This window comes from Kitasatospora sp. NPDC051853 (genome assembly GCF_044452665.1).
GTDB lineage: Bacteria > Actinomycetota > Actinomycetes > Streptomycetales > Streptomycetaceae > Kitasatospora.
On the sequence record NZ_JBITBY010000006.1, the window covers coordinates 26208 to 41604 of the forward strand.

Here is a 15397-nt window from a genome sequence, read left to right on the forward strand (position 1 = left end):
CTGGTTTCACAGTCCGAAGTCAGGAAGGTTTCGTCCGGCCCGTTGACACCCTTCCGGGACCGCCCCTACGGTCCGGGGCTGAGAGCGCTCTCACCTTCCCCCACTTCCAGTTGAGGTGACTCATCGTGAAGCCACCACGGCGCCCCGCCGCCGTCCTGACCGCCCTGGCCCTCGCCGCCGCCGCGCTCACCGCGACCGTCGGCGCGCCCAGCGCCTCCGCCGCCACCGTCAAGGTCGGCCTCGGCGGGTACACCGACACCCGCCCGGCCGGCACCGTCGGCCCGAGCAACTCCGCCGGCGCCCCGGTGACGCCCAAGGTCACCGCCCGGATGGCCGGCAAGGCCGTGCCCACCAACGACTGGTGGTCCTCGCTGGTCTTCCAGCGCTACGCGGGCAACCCGTACTCCGAGAACATGTACGCCCACCCGTTCACCTTCAAGGCCGTCAACTCCGGCCTGGAGGTGGGCTACCCGACCTCGCCGACCGTCACCCCCGACGGCCGCCAGTACGACTTCACCCACACCAAGGACCTCACCCTCGGCGTGGCCGGGCTCAACTCGCCCGACACCAAGGTGGACGGCTGGACCGACTGGACCGTCACCCCCGCCTGGTCCGACGCCGGGCACACCTTCACCGCCACCATCGGCCACGGCCTGCCCTACGTCTACGCCAGGGCCACCGGCGGCGCCGCCCAGATCACCGCGGCCGGCACCCCGACGGTCTTCGCCAATCAGGGCAACGTCCTCGGCATCACCGTCGGGGGCCACCACTACGGCCTGTTCGCGCCGACCGGCACCAGCTGGAACGTCAGCGGCACCACCCTGACGGCCGCGCTCGGCACCAAGGACCACTACTCCGTCGCCGTCCTGCCCTCGCCCGGCGACCTGGCGCTGTACCGCACTTACGCCTACAGCTTCGTCACCGACACCAAGGTCTCCTGGGCCTACGACAACGGCTCGCTGACCACGAACTACACCGCCACCACCACCCCCGTCGAGGGCAGCCAGACCGGCACCCTGCTGGCCCTCTACCGGCACCAGTGGCTGGCCACCTCCGACCAGCTCACCGCGCTGAGCTACACCTCACCGCGCGGCCAGATGAAGGTCCGTCAGGGCAGCGGCTTCTCCACCGTGATGAAGGCCGACGCCATCCTGCCCTCGCTGCCGGACGTCGGCGGCGCCGACCGCGCCTCGCTGGGCGCCCTGGTCCGCGAGGCGGCCGACGCGGCCGACCCGTTCAGCGGCGCCACCGACACCTACTGGACCGGCAAGGCCCTCGGCCGCCTGGCCCAACTGGTGCCGATCGCCGACCAGTTGGGCGACACCGCGACCAGGGACAAGCTGCTCGGCCTGATCAAGGGCAAGCTCCAGCAGTGGTTCGCCGGCACCGGCTCCACGGTCTTCGCCTACGACACCCTGTGGAAGACCCTGATCGGCTACCCGGCCTCGTACGGCACCGACGGCGAGCTCAACGACCACCACTTCCACTACGGCTACTACATCCAGGCCGCCGCCACCGTGGCGCGCTACGACGCGGCCTGGGCCGCGGACTCCGCCTGGGGCGGCATGGTCAAGCTGCTCGCCAAGGACGCCGCCAACACCGACCGGGCCGACGCCCGCTTCCCCTGGCTGCGCAGCTTCGACCCGTACGCGGGCATGGGCTGGGCCTCCGGCCACGCCGGCTTCGCGGCCGGCAACAACGAGGAGTCCTCCTCCGAGTCGCTCAACTTCAGCGCCGGGCTGATCCTCTACGGCTCCGCCACCGGTGACACCGCGCTGCGCGACCTGGGCATCTACCTCTACACCACCGAGTCGCGGGCCGTGGAGCAGTACTGGTTCAACGCCGACCAGGCCGTCTTCCCGTCCTCCTTCGGGCACCAGACCGTCGGCATGGTGTGGGGCAGCGGCGCGGCCTACTCCACCTGGTGGACCGCCAGCCCCGGCATGATCCACGGCATCAACTACCTGCCGATCACCGGCGGTTCGCTCTACCTGGCACGCCGTCAGGACGACGTGCTGGCCAACCTGGCCGAGCACCGGGCCAACAACGGCGGTGCCCTCACCGACTGGCGGGACCTGGCCTGGGAGTTCCAGGCACTCGCCGACCCGGCCGGGGCCAAGGCCAACTGGCAGGCGGGCAAGGACTCCTACACCCCGGAGGAGGGCGAGTCCAAGGCCCACGTCCAGCACTGGATCGGCAACCTCGCGGTGCTCGGCACCCTCGACCCGGCGGTCACCGCCGACCTGCCGACGGCGGCGGTCTTCGTCAACGGCTCCACCCGGACGCACGTCGCGCACAACTTCTCGACGACGGCGCGGACGGTCCGCTTCTCGGACGGCGCGGTGCTGACCGTGCCGGCCCGGTCCACCGCGAGCGAGCGCGGCAGCTTCCAGGACGGCGGCACGGGCGGGGTCACGCCGTCGCCCACCCCGTCGCCGTCGCCGTCCTCCTCGCCCTCCCCGTCCCCGTCCCCGTCCTCCTCGCCGTCGGTGCCGCCGGTCGGCGGGAACACCTTCTACCTCCAGCCCGGCGGCAGGCTGACCACCGGGTACGGCGCCGGGGCCTCCTCCGACACCGTCGCCTCGGCGGGCGGCACCAACCACGACGGCACGCCGTACCAGCCCACCGTCTACGAGGTGCGCAACGTCAACGCCACCCTGCGGGCGGGCGCCGCAACGGAGTTCGACCTCTACCTGGACGCCGGCTCCGCCGTCGGCCTCGGGCAGCAGCTGCGGGTCTCCTACGACCTGACCGGGGACGGCAGCTTCGACCGGACCGAGACCTACCGGTACTTCGCCACCGATCCGGTGACCGGCTGGGAGCGCTACTCGGCGACCGCCGGGTTGGCGGCCTCCACCGGTGCGCTCGGCAACCTGAGCAACGGCACCGTCCGGATCGAGGTCTGGTCGGCGATCGGCAACGCCCCGGCGGCCCTGCGGGTGGGCGCCACCCAGGCCCAGGGCAGCGCCTCGGTGCTCCGCCTGCCGTTCGCCTGACGGACGGCGCTCCCCGGGCCGGGCCGCGGGCTCCCGTGGTGGATGGTGACCACCACGGGAGCCCGTGCGGCGCCCGGGGAAGGGCCGTAGGACTGTCCTATCATCGGCCGGTGACTCTCGATGCGGCCTTGGCCGATTTCATCGCCCGGGGCGGGCCCGACGAGCAGGTCCCGCAGGTGCTCGGCGCCGTCATCGACCAGGGGCTCTACGTCCCGGTCCGGGAGGACGGGGACCCGCTGCTGGTCCAGCGGGCCGGGGACGGGGTGCCGGCACTGCCCGGCTTCACCGACGAACTCGACTGTGCCGCCCACCTCCCGCACGCCGCCGGGACCGTCTACTGCGACGCGCTCCGGCTGCTGGAGGTGATCCGCGAGTACGGCGCGGCCCGTCTGGTGCTCTTCGGCCCCGACGGCGCGACCGTGCTGCTGCCGGTGGAGTCGCTCTTCGAGGCGATGGCCGGACGCGGCGTCCGGGGAGCGGGGCAGCGGCTCAGGCTGACCTGGTCCACCCATCCGCTCGCGGTGGCGCTGCGGGACGCGGCGCTCGCCCGGGTGCGCGACTTCCCGGAGGTCCACTGCGTCTGGGTCTCGCACGCGCGCTGGCTGGACACCGGCGCCGAACACCTGTTGGTGCACCTGGCGGTGGACGCCGACCCGCCCGGCAACGCCGGACACCCCTTCATGCAGGCGCTGCTCACCGAGGAGCTGGTGCTCGGCGACGGCGACCCGATGGTCTCCGCCCTGGCCCTCAACCGCACCACCCACGCGGACCAGATCGCCGACCTGGACCGGATGGGCCTGGACACCGTCCGGGTGGACCACGCCACCGGCCGGGTGGAGGTGCTCTCGCGGGAGTACGACGCGCCGCCGCCCGCGGCGCCCCCGGAGGAGCGGCCGCCGAAGCGGTGGTGGCGCCGTGGCCGGGAGTAGGCTGCGCACGTCCGGTCGGAGCTGATCTGCTGTCAGGAGACCCACGTGCCCGAGGAGTTCGCGGAGCTGACCACCCCGGAGCTGACCACCCCGGAGCTGACCACTCCGGAGCTGGCCGCCCTGGAGCTGACGACCCCGGAGCTGGCCGACGCGGCGGTGCGGCTCGGCCTGCCGGTACGGGTGGCACCGCCCGGGATCGCGGCGGTGACCCCCGGGCAGCGGGTCCTCGGACGGGCACTGCCCGTCCGGCACCACGGGAGCGTGGACGTCTTCCTGGAGGCGTACGGCACGGCCGGCCCGGGGCAGGTGCTGGTGATCGACAACGGCGGCCGGACGGACGAGGCCTGCGTCGGCGACCTCGCGGTGCTGGAGGCGGCCGCGGCCGGGATCGCGGGCGTGGTGGTCTGGGGCCTGCACCGGGACACCCCGCAGCTGGCCGGGATCGGCCTGCCGGTGTTCAGCTACGGCAGCAACCCGCTCGGCCCGCTCCGGGTGGACCCGCGCGAACCGGAGACGCTCGTCTCCGCCCGCTTCGGCCCCCACCTGGTCACGGCGGAGGACCTGGTGGTCGCCGACCTGGACGGCGTGCTCTTCCTCCCCGCCCCCCACGCCCGGGAACTGGCCGCCACCGCCGCCGCGATCCAGGCCACCGAACGGGCCCAGGCCGACCGCATCCGGGCCGGTGACACGCTGCGCCGCCAGACCTCCTTCGAGGACTACCTGGCCCGCCGCGCCGCCGACCCGGCGTACACCTTCCGCGAGCACCTGCGGCAGGTCGGCGGCGCGATCGAGGTCTGACGGGGCGTCGGGACGGGTCGAGGCGGGACGGGGTGGGGCGGGACGGGGTGGGCCCGGGGCGGCCGCCCGGCCGCTACCCCGGGTCGTGCGGGACCTCGGCCCAGACGGTCTTGCCGGGCGGGGCGGGGTGGTGACCCCAGGCCCGGCTGAGGTGGCGGACGACCACCAGGCCGTGGCCGCCCGGGCGGTGGGACGGGATGCGTGGGCTGCCGTCCGTGACCGCCACCCGGACGGCGGCCGGGCCCCGGGCCCGGCCCGGGCCGGGCGGGCCCAGGTCGGTCAGCACCAGGCTGCGCGGGCCGCCGCCGTGCAGGACCGCGTTGGCCACCAACTCGCCTGCCACCAGGGCGGCGTCGTCGCACCCGGGCCGGCCGACCAGCCAGTCGGCCAGGGTCGCCAGGACCAGGCGGCGGGCGGTCGCGACCGGGGCGGCCAGCCCGGCCAGGTCGATCCGGTGCACCCGCGCCGACGGCGGGGGACCGGTCCGTGGTGCCGTCACCGGTCACCTCCTCGTTCTCGGTGCCTCCCTCGTCCTCCCGGTCCGCCCGGCGGCGGATCAGGAAGGGTCCGGGACGAGGGCGGTGCGCAGCTCGCCGAGCACCCGGGCGAGCAGCCGCGAGACGTGCATCTGCGAGACGCCGAGCCGCTCGCCTATCTGGGACTGGGTGAGCTCCTCGCTGAAGCGCATCGCCAGCAGCAGGCGGTCCCGCTCCGGCAGTGCGGAGATGGTGGGCTTCAACGCCTGGACGGCGTCGACCCGTTCGAAGCGCGGGTCCTCCGCACCGAGCACGGCCTCCAGGGGCGGGCCCTCCCCGTTGGCGGCGTCGTCCAGCCGGGCCTCCAGCGAGTTCGCGGTCCGGGCCTCGGCCGCGCCGATGCCCTCCACCACCTCCTCCTCGGAGAGGCCGAGGTGCTCGGCGAGTTCGGGCACGGTCGGGCTGCGGTCCAGCCGCTGCTCCAGCTCCTCGCTGCCCCGCACCACGGCCAGCCGGGCCTCCTGGAGCCGGCGCGGGACGTGCACCGCCCAGGTGCTGTCCCGGAAGAAGCGCTTGACCTCGCCGACGATGGTCGGCACGGCGAAGGTGGTGAACTCCAGCCCCCGCTCCGGCTCGAAGCGGTCGATCGCCTTGATCAGGCCCACCGTCCCGGCCTGCACGATGTCCTCCAGCGGCTCCCGGCTGCCGGAGAAGCGCCGGACCGCGAAGCGCACCAGCGAGACGTTCAGCTCGATCAGGGTGGCCCGCACGTAGGAGTACTCGGGCGTGCCCTCCTCCAGTTCGTGCAGCCGGGCGAAGAGCACGCGGGACAGCTGGCGCGCGTCCGGTGCGGCCACCTCGCGGGGCCGGTCGAGCGCGGGACCGTCCTGCAGCCCGGGCAGGCCGGCCAGGGCGGCCCGGCGCAGCCCCGACGGGGCGGGTGGGACGGGGCCGGTGTCCGCCAGGGCGGTGGTGATGGTCGCCATGTCGTTCCTCTCCTCGGGCTTCCGCGACGAGAGCGCGGTTACCCGGAGTGCCCCGGGCCATGTCCGCGCACACGCGATCGTCACAGGGTCGGCACGCCGGCTCCGGATCGTGGTGCCGGGTCTTCATGGGGCAAGTGTCGTGCGCCACAAGGGCGGTTGGTGTACGTTCGGCAGGTTTCGCCCCGCACATCGGGGTGAGACGCAGGCCGGGCCGAACCACCGGAACGAGCGAAGGAGCACCCATGACCGTCGTCTCGCGCCTGCCCGGCGCCTTCGAACACGAGTGGAACTGGCAGCTGCGCGCCGCCTGCCGGACCGTCAGCACCGACCTGTTCTTCACCCCGCTCGGCGAGCGCGGGCCCGAGCGGGAGGCCCGGGAGGCGAGTGCCAAGGAGGTCTGCGCCCGCTGCCCCGTCCGGGAGGCCTGCCTGCGCCACGCCCTCCTCGCGCACGAGACGTACGGGGTCTGGGGCGGGATGACCGAGGACGAGCGGGAGCGGATGTTCCGCGCCTCGCGTCGTCGTCGTACGGCGGCCTGACGGCCGTTCACCTTCTTCTGCCCCGCGGCAGGGAGAGCGAGGAGCACGGGCGTGCAGATCTGGACCGTCCTGCGGCCCACCGTGGCGGTGGCCGTCGTCGTACTGGCGCTGCTGGTGGTGGACCGGGTGGTGCGCCGCGTGCTGCGGCGGCTCACCGCCGCCCACCCCGAGGCGGTCGCCTGGCCGGTGCTGCGGCGCTGCCGGGTGCCGTTCCTGGCGGCCACCGGCTCGGCGCTGCTGCTGGCCGGAGGACGGGTGGCCGTTCCGGGCGCGGGGGTGGTGCGGCACGCGCTGCTGCTCGCCCTGCTGGTGGGCTGCGGCTGGCTGGCGGCCCGGATGGTGTCCCTGCTGCTGGTGACCGGGCTGAGCCGGTACGCGAGCGGGCGGCCGGACCGCGACCCGGCGCGGGTGCGGCGGGTGCGGACCCAGGCGAGCGTGCTCGGCCGGGTCTGCGGGGCGGCGATCGCGGTGCTCACGCTGGCCGGGGTGCTGATGACCTTCCCCGCCGTCCGCACGGTCGGCACCAGCCTGCTGGCCTCGGCCGGGCTGGCCGGCCTGGTGCTCGGGGTGGCCGCCCAGAGCACCCTCGGGAACCTCTTCGCCGGACTCCAGCTCGCCTTCAGCGACATGGTCGGTATCGACGACGTGGTGGTGGTCGGGGGCGAGTGGGGCACCGTCGAGGAGATCACCCTGACCTACGTCGCCATCGCCACCTGGGACCAGCGGCGGATCGTGATGCCCGTCTCCCACTTCGTCGGCAAGCCCTTCGAGAACTGGTCCCGCCGGGGCCCCGGCATCACCGGCACCGCCGTGCTCCACCTCGACCACAGCACCCCCGTCGGCGAGCTGCGCGCCGAGTTCGAGCGGCGGATCGCCGAGCACCCCCTCTGGGACGGCGTCGGCCGCGCCCTCCAGGTCGTCGACACCACGCCCAGCACCATCGTGGTGCGGGCCCTGATGACCGCCCGCAACGCCGACGACGCCTTCGAACTCCGGTGCTGGGCACGGGAGGAGCTGATCCGTCACCTCCGGCACCACCACCCCGGCGCCCTGCCCCGGGTGGCCTTCGCCGCGGCGCCCGCGGAGGTCGGTCCCGCTCAGGCCGGTCCCGTGGAGGCCGGCCCGGCGGAGGCCGCTCCTGCTCAGGCCGAGGGGTCGAAGCGGGCGACGTAGCGGCGCTGCCACGGGGTCTCCACGGCGTGCGGGGAGTAGTGCGCGCGGACGTAGGCGACGGCCTCCCGGGCGGGCACCCCGTCCAGGACGGCGAGGCAGGCCAGCGCGGTGCCGGTGCGGCCGCGCCCGCCGGCGCAGGCGAACTCGACCCGTTCGGCGGTGCAGCGGCGCCAGGCCTCCCGGAGCGCCTCGGTGGTGGCCACCGGGTCGGCGGGCAGCCGGAAGTCCGGCCAGCGCAGCCAGCGGAACTCCCAGGCCACGGGCGGGGGTTGACGGCCGAGCAGGTAGAGGGCGAACTCCGGCTCCGGGCCCGGCGGCAGGGGGTTGCTCAGGCCGCGGCCGCGGACCAGCCGTCCGGAGGGGAGACGGAGAACGCCGTCCGCCGCGGGATCCCAGGTCACGACGTGCTTCATGACGCACTCCCGAAGGCGCCGTCCGCCAGGAGCGGGACGGTGGCGGAGGCGTCGGTCTCCACGGCGACGGCGACGTCCTGCGGCCAACCGCCGTCGGCCAGTTCGCGGCCGGAGGCACAGGACCGGACGGTGGCGGCCGGGTCGGGGTCGGCGCGGAGGGCGAGGGCGGCGAGGGCCGCCTCGGGGGAGAGCCGGGCGGCGGAGCCGGGCAGGGCGGCGATCACCGCACCTGCGCCCAGCAGGTCCTCGACGGCTGGGCGGAGCGAACCGTCCGGCCAGCGCTCGCCGGCCGCGACCACGGCGAGGGGCCGCTCCGGCGTGCCGTAGCCCTCCCGGTGGAGGTGACGGGCGACGGCGGTGGCGTTGCGCAGGCAGGCGGCGTACACCGGCAGGCCCTCGGCGGCGGCCGCGATCGCCGACCCGTTCGGGGACGGCAGCACCAGGCGCGGGGTGAACGGCGCGGTGCGCAGCGCCGCGGGGGAGAGCGACCAGGGCGCCCGCGGCGAGGCCTGCCGCCGCCCGACCGCCAGGTCCGCCCCGTGCCCGGCCGCGAACTCCCGCGCGGTGTCGTCCCGCCAGGGGTACGGGTACACCCGCGTCCCGCGTTCCACCGCCACGCTCACCGCCGTGGTGAACGACAGGACGTCCACCACCACCAGCGCGGCCGCCCCGGCGCGTGCCAGCCGCGCCGCGCCGACCGGCCCCCACTCGAACCGCACCCCGTACCCCGCCTGGGCACTCCACGTCTGCTCGTCCATGACGGGGCATCATTTCACGGCGGGGCACGGGCCCCCGGAATTCCGTTGATCGTGCGGGGGAGGGCGGAGCAGAGTGCCGGCCATGACGAGTGCTTGGGTGGCGGAGCTGGCGCTGGGCGGGGTGGTGCTGCTCGGTTCGACCGTGCAGCGGATGGCCGGGATGGGCCTCGCCCTGGTCGCCGTACCGGTCCTGGCCCTGCTGATCGGCCCGGCCGAGGGGGTCGCCCTGGCCAACTGCGCCTCCGGGGTGATCAGCCTGCTCGGGTTGGCGGGGAACTGGCGGGAGGTCAGGCCGCGGGCCATGGTCCCGCTGGTCCTGGCGGCCGGCTGCACCGTCCCGTCGGGCGTGTGGGTCGCCGACCGCCTGCCGGGCCCCGCCCTGCTGGTCGGCATCGGGCTGCTGGTGACGCTCGCCGTGCTGGTGGTGCTCGCCGGTGCGCGGGCCGCCGCCCTGCGCGGCACCGGCGGAGCGGTGGCCGCCGGAGCGGCCAGCGGCTTCATGAACTCCGCGGCGGGCGTGGGCGGCCCCGCCCTCTCCCTCTACGCCGTCAACGCCGGCTGGACCGCCCGCGAGTTCCTCCCCAACGCCCTCTTCTACGGCTTCGTCGTCAACGTCTTCTCCGTCACCGCCAAGGGCCTGCCCCACCTCTCGGGCGACGGATGGACCCTGGCGGCGGCTGGCATCGCGGGCGGAGCTGTGATCGGCGGCACGCTGGCCGGACGGGTACCGGAGCGCTGGGCCCGGCGGGTGGTCCTGGGCATCGCCCTGGCCGGTGGCCTCAGCACGCTGGTGAAGGGCGTCGTGAGCTTGTGAATCAGGTCAGCAGGCGGTCGAGCATGGCCCGGAGAGCACCGTCATCTCCGTTGTGGCTCTGGATCGAGGCCCGTCGGTTCTGCTCGGCATCCAGAAGGCGCCAGGAGAGCTGGTAACCGGATTCGGTCGCGAGTTGGGAGAGGAAGGCCCGCTGGGTGCGCCCGTTCCCTTCGCGGAACGGGTGAAGAGCGTTGATGTCGCCGTAGAGGCTGGTCAGTCTGTCCAGGAAGGCGGAGCGAGGCAGCGCCGCCAGTTGCGAGGGGGCCGGGACGCCGGCGAAGACGCTCCCGGCGAAGGCCTCGAGGTGTTCGGTCCGGCAGAAGCCGGTCTCCTTGGAGATCTCGACGGTGCGTAGCTGCCCGGCCCACTCGTAGACGAGGCCGAAGATGGCTCGGTGGAAGGCCTGGAGATGGGGGAGGTCGTAGCTGCCGGGGACGGGGTGGGCAGCGATCCGGATCAGGGTTGCGTGGGTGATGTCGGCTTCTGCGGCTGCGAGTTGGGCCGGGTCGGTGATGCCGAGCAGATTGCGCAGTGTCCCGTCAGGAAGGGCGTAGGGGTCGTTCATCCTGTCCGTCGTTCAGTGGGGCCCGGTAGCGGTTGGCGGCGCGCTCGACGAGTTCGTCGGCGGTGATCCGGCCGTGCGCGTAGTCGTCGGCGTCCGCCTCGGCGGCGCTGGACGCGTGCAGGCCCTCGGCGCGGAGCGACCCGGCGGCCGAGGCCACGGCCTCACGACGCCGGGCGGCGGTCAGTTCCTCGTAGAGGGCGACGGAGAGCAGGACGCCCTGGGGTTTCCGGTGGGCGCCGATGACCACAGGGGCGGCGGCCGGGCCTTCGGCGGCGAGACCGGCCAGTATCTGAGGAAGCTGTGCTCTCGCCGAGCTGACGGTGACTACTTCCTGGATGTCCATACCGGAAGTGTACAGAAATCTGTACAGATTTCACCGTCAGGCGGAGCCGCGGAGGATCAGGCGGGTGGGGGTGATGACGGAGGTGGGGGTGTTGGGCTGGGTGGGGGTGTTGAGGCGGCGGAGGAGGAGACGGGCCATCAGGCGGCCCATCTCCTCGATGTCCTGGCGGATGGTGGTGAGCGGGGGCTCGGTCCAGGCGGCGATGGACTCGACGTCGTCGAAGCCGATGACGGCGACGTCGTCGGGGACGGTGCGGCCGTGGGCGCGGAGGACGTGGAGGGCGCCGGAGGCCATCTGGTCGGAGGCGGCGAAGACGGCGTCCAGGTCGGGGCGGCGTTCGAGGAGTTCGGCCATCGCGCGGCGGCCGCCCTCGGGGGTGAAGTCGCCGACGGCGATCAGGGCGGGGTCGCCGTCGGGGAGGAGGTCGCGGTAGCCGTCGAGGCGGTCCATGGAGGAGGTCTGGTCGAGCGGGCCGGTGATGGTGGCGATCCTGGTGCGGCCGAGGGAGCGCAGGTGCTGGACGGCGGTGCGGGCGCCGCCGCGGTTGTCGCTGTCGACGTAGACCAGTTCGCGGTCGGACTCGGCGCCGGGCCAGCCGGGGCGGCCGCCGATCACGGTGGGCAGCCCAACGCGGCGGGCCATCTCGGGCAGCGGGTCGCTCTGGTGGAGGGAGAAGAGCAGGGCGCCGTCCACGTGGCCGCCGGCCAGGTAGCGGCCGACCCGCTGGTAGTCCTGCTGGTCCTCGATGAAGAGCAGCACCATCTGGTTGTCGGCGGCGGAGAGTTCGCGGCTGATGCCGCGCAGGTGCTGGGCGAAGAAGGGGTCGGAGAAGAGGCGGCTCTCCGGTTCGGCGACCACCACGGCCACGGCCTGGTTGCGCCGGGTGACCAGGGTGCGGGCGGCCAGGTTGGGCACGTAGCCGAGTTCCTCGACGGCGCGCTGGACCTTCTCCCGCAGGGGTTCCCGTACGCCGGTGCCGCCGTTGATCACCCGGGAGGCGGTGGCGCGGGAGACGCCGGCGCGCTCCGCGACCGACTCCAGGGTGGGGCGGGGGAGCGGCGCGGCCGACTCGGCCTCGGGCTGCGGCTGGGCCACCTCGGTACTCCTCGTGAGGGCTGCGGTGCTGGGACGGGGGGGACGTGCCGGTACAGAGCTTACTCGTACCGGGACAGTCGTGAGAGCGCTCTCAGAGGCTTTCCCGCGGCACGGCTCGCCAGGGGCGACGGCGGTGTCCGAATCCCGCCAGTCGCGCCCCGTGCGGTGACGCAGACTGGAGGGCGTGACCGAGACCGAGACCCTGACCGACGACACCCGCTACCGGGCGGTGGACAGCCGGGACGCCCGTTTCGACGGGGTGTTCTTCACCGCCGTCCGCAGCACCGGCATCTACTGCCGCCCGAGCTGCCCCGCCGTCACGCCCAAGCGCGTCAACTGCACCTTCTACCCGACGGCGGCCGCCGCCCAGGGCGCCGGGTACCGGGCCTGCCGCCGCTGCCGTCCGGACTCGGTGCCCGGCTCGCCGGAGTGGAACCACCGGGCGGACCTGGTCGGCCGGGCCATGCGGCTGATCGGTGACGGCGTGGTCGACCGGGAGGGCGTCTCCGGCCTGGCCGACCGGCTCGGGTACAGCGCACGGCAGGTGCAGCGGCAGCTGAGCGCGGAGCTGGGCGCGGGGCCGATCGCCCTGGCCCGCGCGCAGCGCGCGCAGACCGCCCGGCTGCTGCTCCAGACGACGCAACTCCCGGTCACCGAGATCGCGTTCGCGGCCGGCTTCTCCTCGGTCCGCCAGTTCAACGACACCGTGCGCGAGGTCTACGACCGCACCCCGAGCGGCCTGCGCGCCGAGGCCAACGGCCACCGCCCCGGCACCGCCACCGCCGGGCAGATCGGACTCCGCCTCGCCTACCGGGGCGCGCTGGACAGCGACCACCTGCTGGACTTCCTCGCCCTGCGCGCCGTCCCCGGCGTGGAGGAGGTCGTGACCGACGGCGCGTCGGGCGTGCGGACCTACCGGCGCACCCTCGCCCTCCCGTACGGCCACGCCGTCGCCGAGGTGGACGGCTTGGCCCCCGGCGAACGGCCGGACCGCGGCTGGCTGGACTGCCGCCTCCAGCTCACCGACCTGCGCGACCTCACCACCGCCGTGCACCGGCTGCGCGCCCTCTTCGACCTGGACGCCGACCCGGGCGCGGTGGACGGCCAGCTCGGCGCCGACCCGGTGCTCGGCGAGCTGGTCCGCTCCCGTCCCGGGGTGCGCTCCCCGGGGCACGTGGACCCGCATGAGCTGGCCGTGCGCGCCGTGCTCGGCCAGCAGGTGACGGTGGCCGCCGCCCGCACGCTGGCCGGGCGGCTGGCCGAGAAGTACGGCGCCCCGCTGGCCGAGCCCAGCGGCGGGCTGCGGCTGCTCTTCCCGACCGCCGCCGCCCTGGCCGGGGCGGCGCCGGAGGACCTGGCCATGCCGGACGCGCGCAAGCGCGCCCTGCGCGGGCTCTGTGCGGCCCTGGCGGACGGCACGGTCCGCCTCGACGGCGGAGTGGACCGCGAGGAGGCCGCCGCCGAACTGCTCGCCCTGCCCGGCATCGGCCCCTGGACGGTCGGCTACCTGCGGATGCGGGCGCTGGCCGACCCGGACGTCTTCCTGCCCAGCGACATCGGCGTCAAGCACGGCCTGCTCCGGCTCGGGCACCCCGGTGACCCGAAGTCGGCGGCGGTGGCGGGCGCGGCCTGGGCGCCCTGGCGCTCGTACGCGGTGCACCGGCTGTGGGCCTCGCTCACCCCGCCGGTGGGGGAGAATCCTCCGAAGGGCAAGCGGGGGAAGACTGTTGACGGTGCGTCAGGAAGTGGATCGGCATGACGACGACGGTGTACACCACGATGGAGAGCCCGCTCGGGCGGCTGCTGCTCAGCGGGGTGCCGGACGGCTCGGGCGGGGTCGCGCTGCGCTCCGTCACCGCGCCCGGGCAGAAGGGCGCCCCGGAGGGCCCGGCCGACGGGTGGGTGGCCGATGACGCGGCCTTCGCCGAGGTGATCGCCCAGCTCGACGCGTACTTCGCGGGGGACCGGACCGACTTCTCGCTGGCGCTCGACCCCGAGGGCAGCGACTTCCGCCGGGCGATCTGGGCCGCCCTGGCCGAGATCCCCTACGGCGAGACGGTCACCTACGGCGAACTCGGCGCGATGGCCGGCCGGCCCCCGACCGCCGTCCGAGCGGTGGGCGGCGCGGTCGGCGCCAACCCGCTGCTGGTGATCCTCCCCTGCCACCGCGTGCTCGGCGCGAACGGCGCCATGACCGGCTTCGCGGCGGGGGTGGACCGCAAGCGGCAGCTGCTCGCGTTGGAGCGCGGCTCGCTGTTCTGAGCCCTGGTGGGGGTCAGGGTGCCTCCCAGTAGAAGCGCCCCTCGAGGTGGTCCGGGCTCAGGAAGACGTAGCCGTGCCCGTCACCGAAGTTGAGGAAGTAGGGGTCCTCCCCGGCCCCGCTGCAGTCGCCGAGCTGGAGGAGGAACTCCCAGGGGGCGTCGACGCCGGGACGGCCGTGGCTGAGGTACGCGGTGCCGCCCAGGTACGTGCCCAGCTCGTGCCCGTCGCGGCCGGGCGGCGCCGGTGTCAGGTCGAGGTGGCCTTCCACGGGCACCTCGCGGTAGTCGGGGCTCCAGCGCCAGAGCGTCCGGCCCCGGGTTCCGGCCGGGCCCGTGACGGCGAAGTGCGGGACGCGGCCGCCGGGCTGGACCAGGACGACCGCGTCGCCGTCCTCCGGGCCGAGGCCACCCATGATCATGTCCTCCTCCTCCACGAAGAGGTACGCGAGGCGCAGCTCGTCCCCGGGGATCGGGAACTGTCCGACGAACACCAGCGGTTCGCCCGTACGGGAGTCGAGCGGCCACGCCGGTTCGGCGAGCCAGACCGGGTCGCCGCCGAGTTTGGCGACCGGTTCGGTGATGGGGTGCTCCGCGGGCCGGAACGTCAGTCGGAGACGGGGAAGGAAGGCGGCACCGTACGGTCCGTCGGCCTGCCCGGTGGGACGCGCGATCATGGCGGCACCCTACGGGGGAGCGCCGACAGCGGCCGGGCCGGGTCGACGGGCGGTCAGAGCGGCCGGTCGTCCGGGGTGGTGAGGGCGCGGGCGAGGAGTTCGAGGCCGGGGAGGGCGTTCATGACGGCCTCGCGGTCGGTGTCGCCGAGGCTCTCCAGGGCGGCGGCGAGGCGGCGTTCGTGGGCTAGTTGCCAGTCGCGGAGCTGGCGGCGGCCGGCGTCGGTGAGGGCGATGCGGGCGGTGCGGCGGTCGCCCGGGTCGGGCTGGCGGTCGACGAAGCCGGCGTCCAGGAGCTTGCCGACCAGGCCGCTGACGGTGTTGGGGGCCAGGCGCTGACGGGCCGCCAGTTCGCCGACCCGGAGCGGGGCGGCGGCCAGGGTCTGGAGGAGTTCGACCTGCGCCATGGGCAGGGACTCCCACGGGTAGTCGGTGCGGATGCTGCTGCGCAGCGCCCGTCGCAGCCGGGTGATCACGTCCGTCAGCCGTTGGGCCCGCTCCAGCGTGCCGTCGTCCTCGCCGCGGGGATCGGACGGGGCGGGCGGAACGGGGCTGGGCTGCGAAGACATGGGCGACAGCG

At 74.6% G+C, this 15397-nt stretch carries 17 protein-coding genes; 8 read left to right on the forward strand and 9 right to left on the reverse strand.

Annotated elements, in window-relative coordinates; translation table 11 throughout:
• Positions 1-122: 122 nt before the first annotated feature.
• From ACIA8O_RS18160 to ACIA8O_RS18170, 3 genes are all read left to right on the forward strand, one after another.
• Entirely contained in the window at positions 123-2996 is a 2874-nt protein-coding gene (locus ACIA8O_RS18160) for a glycosyl hydrolase (RefSeq protein WP_396295325.1), read from the forward strand.
• Positions 2997-3106: 110 nt separating this feature from the next.
• Complete coding sequence (locus tag ACIA8O_RS18165; protein ID WP_396294868.1) at positions 3107-3925, forward strand: hypothetical protein; 819 nt, start codon at positions 3107-3109, stop codon at positions 3923-3925.
• A 111-nt stretch (positions 3926-4036) separates the two neighbouring features.
• Entirely contained in the window at positions 4037-4723 is a 687-nt protein-coding gene (locus ACIA8O_RS18170; RefSeq protein ID WP_396295326.1) for an RraA family protein, read from the forward strand.
• A 73-nt stretch (positions 4724-4796) separates the two neighbouring features.
• Here ACIA8O_RS18170 and ACIA8O_RS18175 read toward each other — a convergent pair whose 3' ends face one another.
• Complete coding sequence (locus ACIA8O_RS18175) at positions 4797-5222, reverse strand: ATP-binding protein (RefSeq protein WP_396294870.1); 426 nt, start codon at positions 5220-5222, stop codon at positions 4797-4799.
• Between the two features lie 57 nt (positions 5223-5279).
• Positions 5280-6185, reverse strand: a complete 906-nt coding sequence (locus ACIA8O_RS18180; protein ID WP_396294871.1) for a SigB/SigF/SigG family RNA polymerase sigma factor — start codon at positions 6183-6185, stop codon at positions 5280-5282.
• A 242-nt stretch (positions 6186-6427) separates the two neighbouring features.
• On the opposite strand from ACIA8O_RS18180, the gene ACIA8O_RS18185 reads away from it, so the two are divergent.
• Both ACIA8O_RS18185 and ACIA8O_RS18190 read left to right on the forward strand, forming a co-directional pair.
• The gene (locus ACIA8O_RS18185; protein WP_396294872.1) at positions 6428-6724 is read left to right on the forward strand and encodes a WhiB family transcriptional regulator; all 297 of its coding nucleotides are present in this window, start codon (positions 6428-6430) and stop codon (positions 6722-6724) included.
• Positions 6725-6775: 51 nt separating this feature from the next.
• The gene (locus ACIA8O_RS18190; RefSeq protein WP_396294873.1) at positions 6776-7897 is read left to right on the forward strand and encodes a mechanosensitive ion channel family protein; all 1122 of its coding nucleotides are present in this window, start codon (positions 6776-6778) and stop codon (positions 7895-7897) included.
• Here ACIA8O_RS18190 and ACIA8O_RS18195 read toward each other — a convergent pair.
• Entirely contained in the window at positions 7867-8310 is a 444-nt protein-coding gene (locus ACIA8O_RS18195; RefSeq protein WP_396294874.1) for a protein-tyrosine phosphatase family protein, read from the reverse strand. The genes ACIA8O_RS18190 and ACIA8O_RS18195 overlap by 31 nt on opposite strands.
• Positions 8307-9068 carry a 2-phosphosulfolactate phosphatase gene (locus tag ACIA8O_RS18200; RefSeq protein WP_396294875.1) on the reverse strand — a complete coding sequence of 254 codons (762 nt, stop codon included), beginning with the start codon at positions 9066-9068 and terminating at the stop codon, positions 8307-8309. Before ACIA8O_RS18200 ends, ACIA8O_RS18195 begins: the two co-directional genes overlap by 4 nt.
• Before the next feature lie 82 nt (positions 9069-9150).
• On the opposite strand from ACIA8O_RS18200, the gene ACIA8O_RS18205 reads away from it, so the two are divergent.
• Positions 9151-9882: a TSUP family transporter gene (locus tag ACIA8O_RS18205; protein WP_396294876.1), complete on the forward strand. Its 732-nt coding sequence runs from the start codon at positions 9151-9153 to the stop codon at positions 9880-9882.
• A 1-nt stretch (position 9883) separates the two neighbouring features.
• Here ACIA8O_RS18205 and ACIA8O_RS18210 read toward each other — a convergent pair whose 3' ends face one another.
• Genes ACIA8O_RS18210 through ACIA8O_RS18220 form a run of 3 tightly spaced genes read right to left on the reverse strand, consistent with a single transcriptional unit; the run spans position 9884 to position 11885 of the window.
• On the reverse strand, positions 9884-10447 hold the full coding sequence (locus tag ACIA8O_RS18210; RefSeq protein ID WP_396294877.1) for a Fic/DOC family protein: 564 nt from the start codon (positions 10445-10447) through the stop codon (positions 9884-9886).
• Positions 10422-10790: a type II toxin-antitoxin system Phd/YefM family antitoxin gene (locus ACIA8O_RS18215; protein WP_396294878.1), complete on the reverse strand. Its 369-nt coding sequence runs from the start codon at positions 10788-10790 to the stop codon at positions 10422-10424. Before ACIA8O_RS18215 ends, ACIA8O_RS18210 begins: the two co-directional genes overlap by 26 nt.
• A 36-nt stretch (positions 10791-10826) precedes the next feature.
• Positions 10827-11885, reverse strand: a complete 1059-nt coding sequence (locus ACIA8O_RS18220) for a LacI family DNA-binding transcriptional regulator (protein WP_396294879.1) — start codon at positions 11883-11885, stop codon at positions 10827-10829.
• 184 nt (positions 11886-12069) lie between these two features.
• On the opposite strand from ACIA8O_RS18220, the gene ACIA8O_RS18225 reads away from it, so the two are divergent.
• Entirely contained in the window at positions 12070-13644 is a 1575-nt protein-coding gene (locus tag ACIA8O_RS18225) for an AlkA N-terminal domain-containing protein (RefSeq protein WP_396294880.1), read from the forward strand.
• Positions 13641-14147, forward strand: a complete 507-nt coding sequence (locus ACIA8O_RS18230) for a methylated-DNA--[protein]-cysteine S-methyltransferase (protein ID WP_396294881.1) — start codon at positions 13641-13643, stop codon at positions 14145-14147. Before ACIA8O_RS18225 ends, ACIA8O_RS18230 begins: the two co-directional genes overlap by 4 nt.
• Before the next feature lie 13 nt (positions 14148-14160).
• Here the strand turns inward: ACIA8O_RS18230 and ACIA8O_RS18235 are convergent, their stop codons facing one another.
• Positions 14161-14820: a hypothetical protein gene (locus ACIA8O_RS18235; protein ID WP_396294882.1), complete on the reverse strand. Its 660-nt coding sequence runs from the start codon at positions 14818-14820 to the stop codon at positions 14161-14163.
• A gap of 53 nt (positions 14821-14873) precedes the next feature.
• Positions 14874-15386: a MarR family winged helix-turn-helix transcriptional regulator gene (locus ACIA8O_RS18240; protein ID WP_396294883.1), complete on the reverse strand. Its 513-nt coding sequence runs from the start codon at positions 15384-15386 to the stop codon at positions 14874-14876.
• Between the last annotated feature and the right edge of the window lie 11 nt (positions 15387-15397).